Raw genomic sequence first — 5,147 nt, 5'->3', positions numbered from 1 at the left:
GCCCTGGCAGGGGGCCCGGGTCAGGCCGGGGCGTGCAGGTGGACGGGGCCCAGCGGCGCCGCCGTCGACGGGCGGGCCAGAGACGCCGACCAGGGACCGTTCAACTCCAGGTCCTCCACGTGCCAGGTCGTCGTACGCCCTTCGTGGACATGGGTCACGGTCAGCGGGCCCTCCCGTCCGGGACCGACGTCCAGGGTGTTGAGCGGCATGCCCAGCAGACCGAGGCCCACCGCCTTCACCACCGCCTCCTTGCGGGTCCAGGCCCGGTGGAAGAGGGCCGTGCGGGACGGCCCGTCGGGCAGCGACAGGATCCGGTCGGTCTCGTCCGGCGTCAGCACGAGCTGGGCCAGCGCCTCCGACTCCATCGGGCGGTATGCCTCCACGTCGACGCCCACCCAGTCGCCCGCCCGGACCGCCAGCACCCCGCACCCGTCGGTGCGGGAGAGGCTGATGGCCAGCGGTACCGGGGGCCGGACCACGGCGGGCGGCCCGTGGTCCGCGTCGCCGCAGCCGGGGCAGATGCGCCGGCCGAAACGCACGGTGTGGGCCGGTACGCCCAGCAGCCCGGCCACCGCGCGCCGCGCGCCCGCACGGGTGGTCGTGAACGCGGCCGCGTCCCGTGCCGCGTGGAAGCGCCGCATGCGCGCCCGTTCCTGCTCGTCCAGCAGCACGAAGTCCGCCGGATCGGTCGCCTCGCCGAGCGGCCACCACCACACGTGGGTCTCACCGCTTCGCCGCAGCCGCTCCACCACCGCGCGTGCCGTGTCGGGTACGTACACCTCACCGACGTCCGCCGCGTGGTCGATGTGCGCGTCGGCCTGGGCCGGTCGCGTAGCCATCCGTCCTCCTCTCTCCTCGTCACGGCCGGTCTCAGGCCAGTCCGTTGAGGCGCAGGATCAGGTCCTTGACCTCGGTGGCGTGGTAGCGGTCCCGTTCCTGGGCCGGGTCCGAGCACAGCAGCAGCGGCCCGTCCCGGTCGTCGGCGGGCAGCCGTCCGTGGCTGCCCCTGACCAGGCCGGGGTCGAGCGGCACCACGGTCAGCGGTGCGCGCAGCCCGGCCTTCTTGCGCAGCACGGTCCACGCCGCCTTGGCCTTCACCGCCGGGATCGACGGGTCGAAGAACAGCTCGGCGGGGTCGTAGCCCGGCTTGCGGTGGATCTCGACGCCCCGCGCGAAGTCGGGCGCGCGGTCGTCGTCGAGCCAGTAGTAGTAGGTGAACCAGGCGTCCGGCTCCGACACCAGGACCAGTTCGCCCGCGTTGGGGTGGTCGATGCCGTAGGCCGCCTGCTCGGTGCGGTCCCAGATCTCGTCGACGCCCTCCACCGCCTTCAGCACGTCCCGCACCCGCGGGACGTCGGCGGGGTCGGCGACGTACACGTGCGCGGCCTGGTGGTCGGCGACGGCGAACGCCCGGGAGGTGTGCGGGTCGAGGTACTCCATGCCGCGCTGGGTGTACACCTCCAGCAGTCCCGCGCGGCGCAGCGCGCGGTTGACGTCCACGGGCCGGCTCACCTGGGTGATGCCGTACTCGCTGAGCGCCACCACCGTGGTGCCCCGCTCGCGCAGGTCGGCGAGCAGGGGGGCGAGCGCGGCGTCCGTCTCGCGGGCGGCGCGGACCGCCTGCGGGCTGTCGGGGCCGTAGCGCTGGAGGTCGTAGTCCAGGTGCGGCACGTAGACGAAGGTCAGGTCGGGGCGGCGGCGGTCGACGACGTGGCGTGCGGCGCCCGCGATCCACCGGGTGGAGGCGATCGAGGCGGTCGGGCCCCAGTACTGGAACAGCGGGAACTCGCCCTGGGCGGCGGTCAGCTCGTCGCGCAGGCCGGCGGGCACGGTGTAGCAGTCCGGGGCCTTGCGGCCGTCGTAGTGGTAGACCGGCCGCGGGGTGAGGACCGTGTCCACGTCGGCGCCCATCGCCCACCACCAGCACAGGTAGGCGGTGGAGTGGCCCGGGTCGCGGCGGCGGGCCGCCTGCCAGACCTTCTCGCCCCGCACCAGCGCGTTGTGCTGGCGCCACATCATGACCTCGCCGTGGTCGCGGTGGTACCAGCCGTTGGCCACCGCCCCGTGCTCGCTCGGCCGCAGCCCGGTGGTCAGGGTGGCCTGCACGGTGGCGGTGACGGCGGGGAACACCGTGTCCAGCGGGGCGCTGAAGCCCTGCTCGCCGACCGCCCGCACGTGCGGCATGTGCTCCAGCAGCCGCGGGGTGAGGCCGACCGTGCACAGCACCGCCGTGCTCGTCGTCGTACGGCCGCCGCTCATGATGTCTCCTGCCGCAACCCGAGGGTGAGCAACTCGTCGCGCAGCCACGTCAGTTCGGCGGCGAGGCCGTGTGCGAGGGTGTCCTCGCCGCGGTCGGGCAGCACGGACCAGGTGTAGGTCTCGACCTCGATGTGGTCGGTGACCGCCCGCTCCCCCGCCAGCAGGGCCCGCAGGGTGTCGCGGAGCAGGGGCCGGGTGCTCGCCAGCGGCGGGCGCGGGTCCTCGTGCAGGGGCACGTGGTAGTGGATGCGCCAGGGCCGGTTGCCGGGCAGTGCGCCGGAGAGCGCGGGGCCCAGGTCGTCGGTGCCGAGCAGCCGGCCGCCCGAGGACGGCTCGCGGGTCTGGTGCAGGAAGCGGGGTTCGGCGAAGTCCGCGAGCAGTTCCCGTACGGCCGGGTCGGCGGGGTCGGCGACCTCCAGCGCGGTGGCCGCCTGGAGCTTGACGACCGGGACGCCGGCCTCGCGCAGCCGGCCCAGCACCTCGACCGGGTCCTCGTGGGCGACGGCGAGGTGGCAGGCGTCCAGGCACAGGCCGATCCACTCGGAGTCGGTGCCGGCCAGCGCGTCGACGGCCTGGTCGGTGCTCTCCACGACGCAGCCGGGCTCCGGCTCGATCCCGACCCGGATGGTGCGCCCGGTGTCGGCGGCGATCTGCTTCAGCCCTTCGGCGAGCGCGTCCAGCTGGCGGGCGGCCATGGCGCGCTGCGCGGACGTCCACACGGTGCGCCAGGCCAGCGGCAGGGTGGAGATGGACCCGCGGGCCCCTTCCGGCAGCAGCCCGGCCAGCACCCGGGCGAGGTCCAGGGTGTACTCCAGCCGCGCCGGTTCCGACCAGTCGGGGTAGTACACGGCCCGCTTGACGACCCGGGCGTGGAAGCCGCGGTACGGGAAGCCGTTGAGGGTGACCGTCTCCAGGCCGCGCGCGGTCAGTTCGCGCCGCAGCCGGGCCACGGCCGCCGGGTCGGCGGCGAGCCGCCCCGCGGTCTCGGCGGGCAACCACAGGCCGACGCCGATCCGTTCGGCTCCGGCCGCCACCCGCACCGGCTCGGCGTAGGCGGCGAGCTGGCCGATGATGCCGTCGAGCGTCTCGGCGGGGTGCACGTTGGTGCAGTACGCCAGGTGGACGGTGCTGCCGTCCGGGTGCAGCAAACGCATGACCGCTCCTCAGCTCCCGCCGCGGGCGATGGAGTTGCCCGCGAACAGGCCCGCCGCCTGGGTGTCGTTGTAGCCGTCGAGGCCGAGCCGGCCGGACTGGCCGTAGAACCCGACCGGGTTGCGCCACAGCACGCGGTCCACGTCGTCCTCGTCGAACCCGGCGGTGAGCATGGCCTCGGCGGTGGCCCGGGTGAGCAGCGGGTCACTGTGGCCCCAGTCGGCGGCCGAGTTGACCAGTATCCGCTCGGTGCCGTGCCGCTTCAGGATGGCGACCATGCGCTCCGGGGTCATCTTGGTGTCGGGGTAGATGGAGAAGCCCATCCAGCAGCCGCTGCCGGCCACCTCGTCGACGGTGACCTCGTTGAGGTGGTCCAGGACCACGTGCGCGGGGTCGATGCCGGACTCGCGGACGACGTCGAGGGAGCGGCTCGTGCCGCCGGCCTTGTCGCGGTGCGGGGTGTGGACGAGCGCGGGCAGGCCGAACTCGACGGCGAGGGCGAGCTGGGCCGCGAAGGCGTGGTCCTCGGCCTCGGTGACGGTGTCGTAGCCGATCTCGCCGACCGCGACCACGCCGTCCTTGGCCAGGTAGCGCGGCAGCCGGTCCAGGACGGGAGTGCAGCGCGGGTCGTTGGCCTCCTTGGGGTTGAGCCCGATGGTGCAGTAGTGGTGGATGCCGAACTGGGCGGCGCGGTAGGGCTCCCAGCCCAGCAGGGAGTCGAAGTAGTCGGTGAAGCTGGTCGGGGAGGTGCGCGGCTGGCCGAGCCAGAACGCGGGCTCGACCAGGGCACGGACGCCCGCGGCGTGCATCGCCTTGTAGTCGTCCGTCGTACGGGACGTCATGTGGATGTGGGGATCGAAGATGCGCATGGCCGGGGCTTTCCGCTCGGGAGTGGGTTCGGGTTCGGTCAGTGCTCGGGGGTGGCGACCAGCCAGAGGTCGGCGGGCACGGTGCGGGAGGCCGCGCGCCGCTCGGCGGCGAACCCCAGGGCCATGCGGGCCAGTTCGGCGTCGCGGCGGTCGCGCAGACCGGCGACCGTGCGCAGTGGGATGCCGGTGAACAGGCACTTCAGGACGGCCTGGCGCCAGCGGTACTGGTCCAGGTGGGTACGGGCGTAGGGGCCGAGGGCGGCCGCGATGAGCCGGGTGTCGTTGGTGCGCAGGGCGTCGTCGGTGAGCGGCAGGCCGGCGGCGCCGATCGCCAGGAACGGCAGGGCGCGCAGGACGCCGCGGCGTTCGGCCGCGTCGCCGTCCCCGTAGCGGGCCGCCGCCTCCGCCGCCAGTTCCTCGCCCTGGAGCGGGAGTCTGGTGAGCAGCAGGGTGCGGACGCCGTCCTCCACATGCCAGTCGGCCCAGCCCGGCAGGGGGCCACGGCCGTAGTGGCGGCCGGCGGCGGGGAAGCGGGCGTCGAGGGCGGCGGGGCCGTGCGTCTCGACCGCGGCGAGGTCCTGGGCCAGCCGGGTGCGCTGGGGCTCCCCCAGGACGGAGAGGAGGGACTCCTTGAGGGTGCGGGCGGTCAGGGCGTCGTGGACGGTCGCCGGGGCATGGGTGAGCGTGGGCGCGGTCATACGGGGGCTACCTCCTTCGGGATGGGTACGGATCGGTGCGCGGATACCCGGGCGCCGGCCGGAGGCGCGTGTCCGCCGGTGCCGGCCGTCCGGTTCTCGCCGTCGGTCGTCGTGCGGTTCTCGCCGTCGGTCGTCGTGCGGTTCTCGCCGTCGGTCGTCGTGCGGTTCT

General features: G+C 74.4%; 5 protein-coding genes. All 5 read right to left on the bottom strand.

All coding sequences use genetic code 11. The features are described from left to right. Positions 1-20: 20 nt before the first annotated feature. Genes V7E45_RS35265 through V7E45_RS35245 form a run of 5 tightly spaced genes read right to left on the bottom strand, consistent with a single transcriptional unit; the run spans position 21 to position 4,978 of the window. Positions 21-839, bottom strand: a complete 819-nt coding sequence (locus V7E45_RS35265; RefSeq protein WP_333778343.1) for a 4'-phosphopantetheinyl transferase family protein — start codon at positions 837-839, stop codon at positions 21-23. A gap of 31 nt (positions 840-870) precedes the next feature. Beyond that, positions 871-2,259: an alkaline phosphatase family protein gene (locus V7E45_RS35260; RefSeq protein ID WP_333778342.1), complete on the bottom strand. Its 1,389-nt coding sequence runs from the start codon at positions 2,257-2,259 to the stop codon at positions 871-873. Further along, positions 2,256-3,413: a metabolite traffic protein EboE gene (gene eboE, locus V7E45_RS35255; RefSeq protein ID WP_333778340.1), complete on the bottom strand. Its 1,158-nt coding sequence runs from the start codon at positions 3,411-3,413 to the stop codon at positions 2,256-2,258. Before eboE ends, V7E45_RS35260 begins: the two co-directional genes overlap by 4 nt. Positions 3,414-3,422: 9 nt before the next feature. Further along, a complete protein-coding gene (locus V7E45_RS35250) occupies positions 3,423-4,280 on the bottom strand; it encodes a TatD family hydrolase (protein ID WP_333778339.1) in 858 nt (285 codons plus the stop codon). 38 nt (positions 4,281-4,318) lie between these two features. Then, entirely contained in the window at positions 4,319-4,978 is a 660-nt protein-coding gene (locus V7E45_RS35245; protein ID WP_333778338.1) for an EboA domain-containing protein, read from the bottom strand. Positions 4,979-5,147 lie beyond the last annotated feature (169 nt).

The sequence above is a fragment of the Streptomyces sp. IBSBF 3136 genome (assembly GCF_036815105.1).
GTDB lineage: Bacteria > Actinomycetota > Actinomycetes > Streptomycetales > Streptomycetaceae > Streptomyces.
This window is presented reverse-complemented; position numbering and strand designations above follow the sequence as displayed.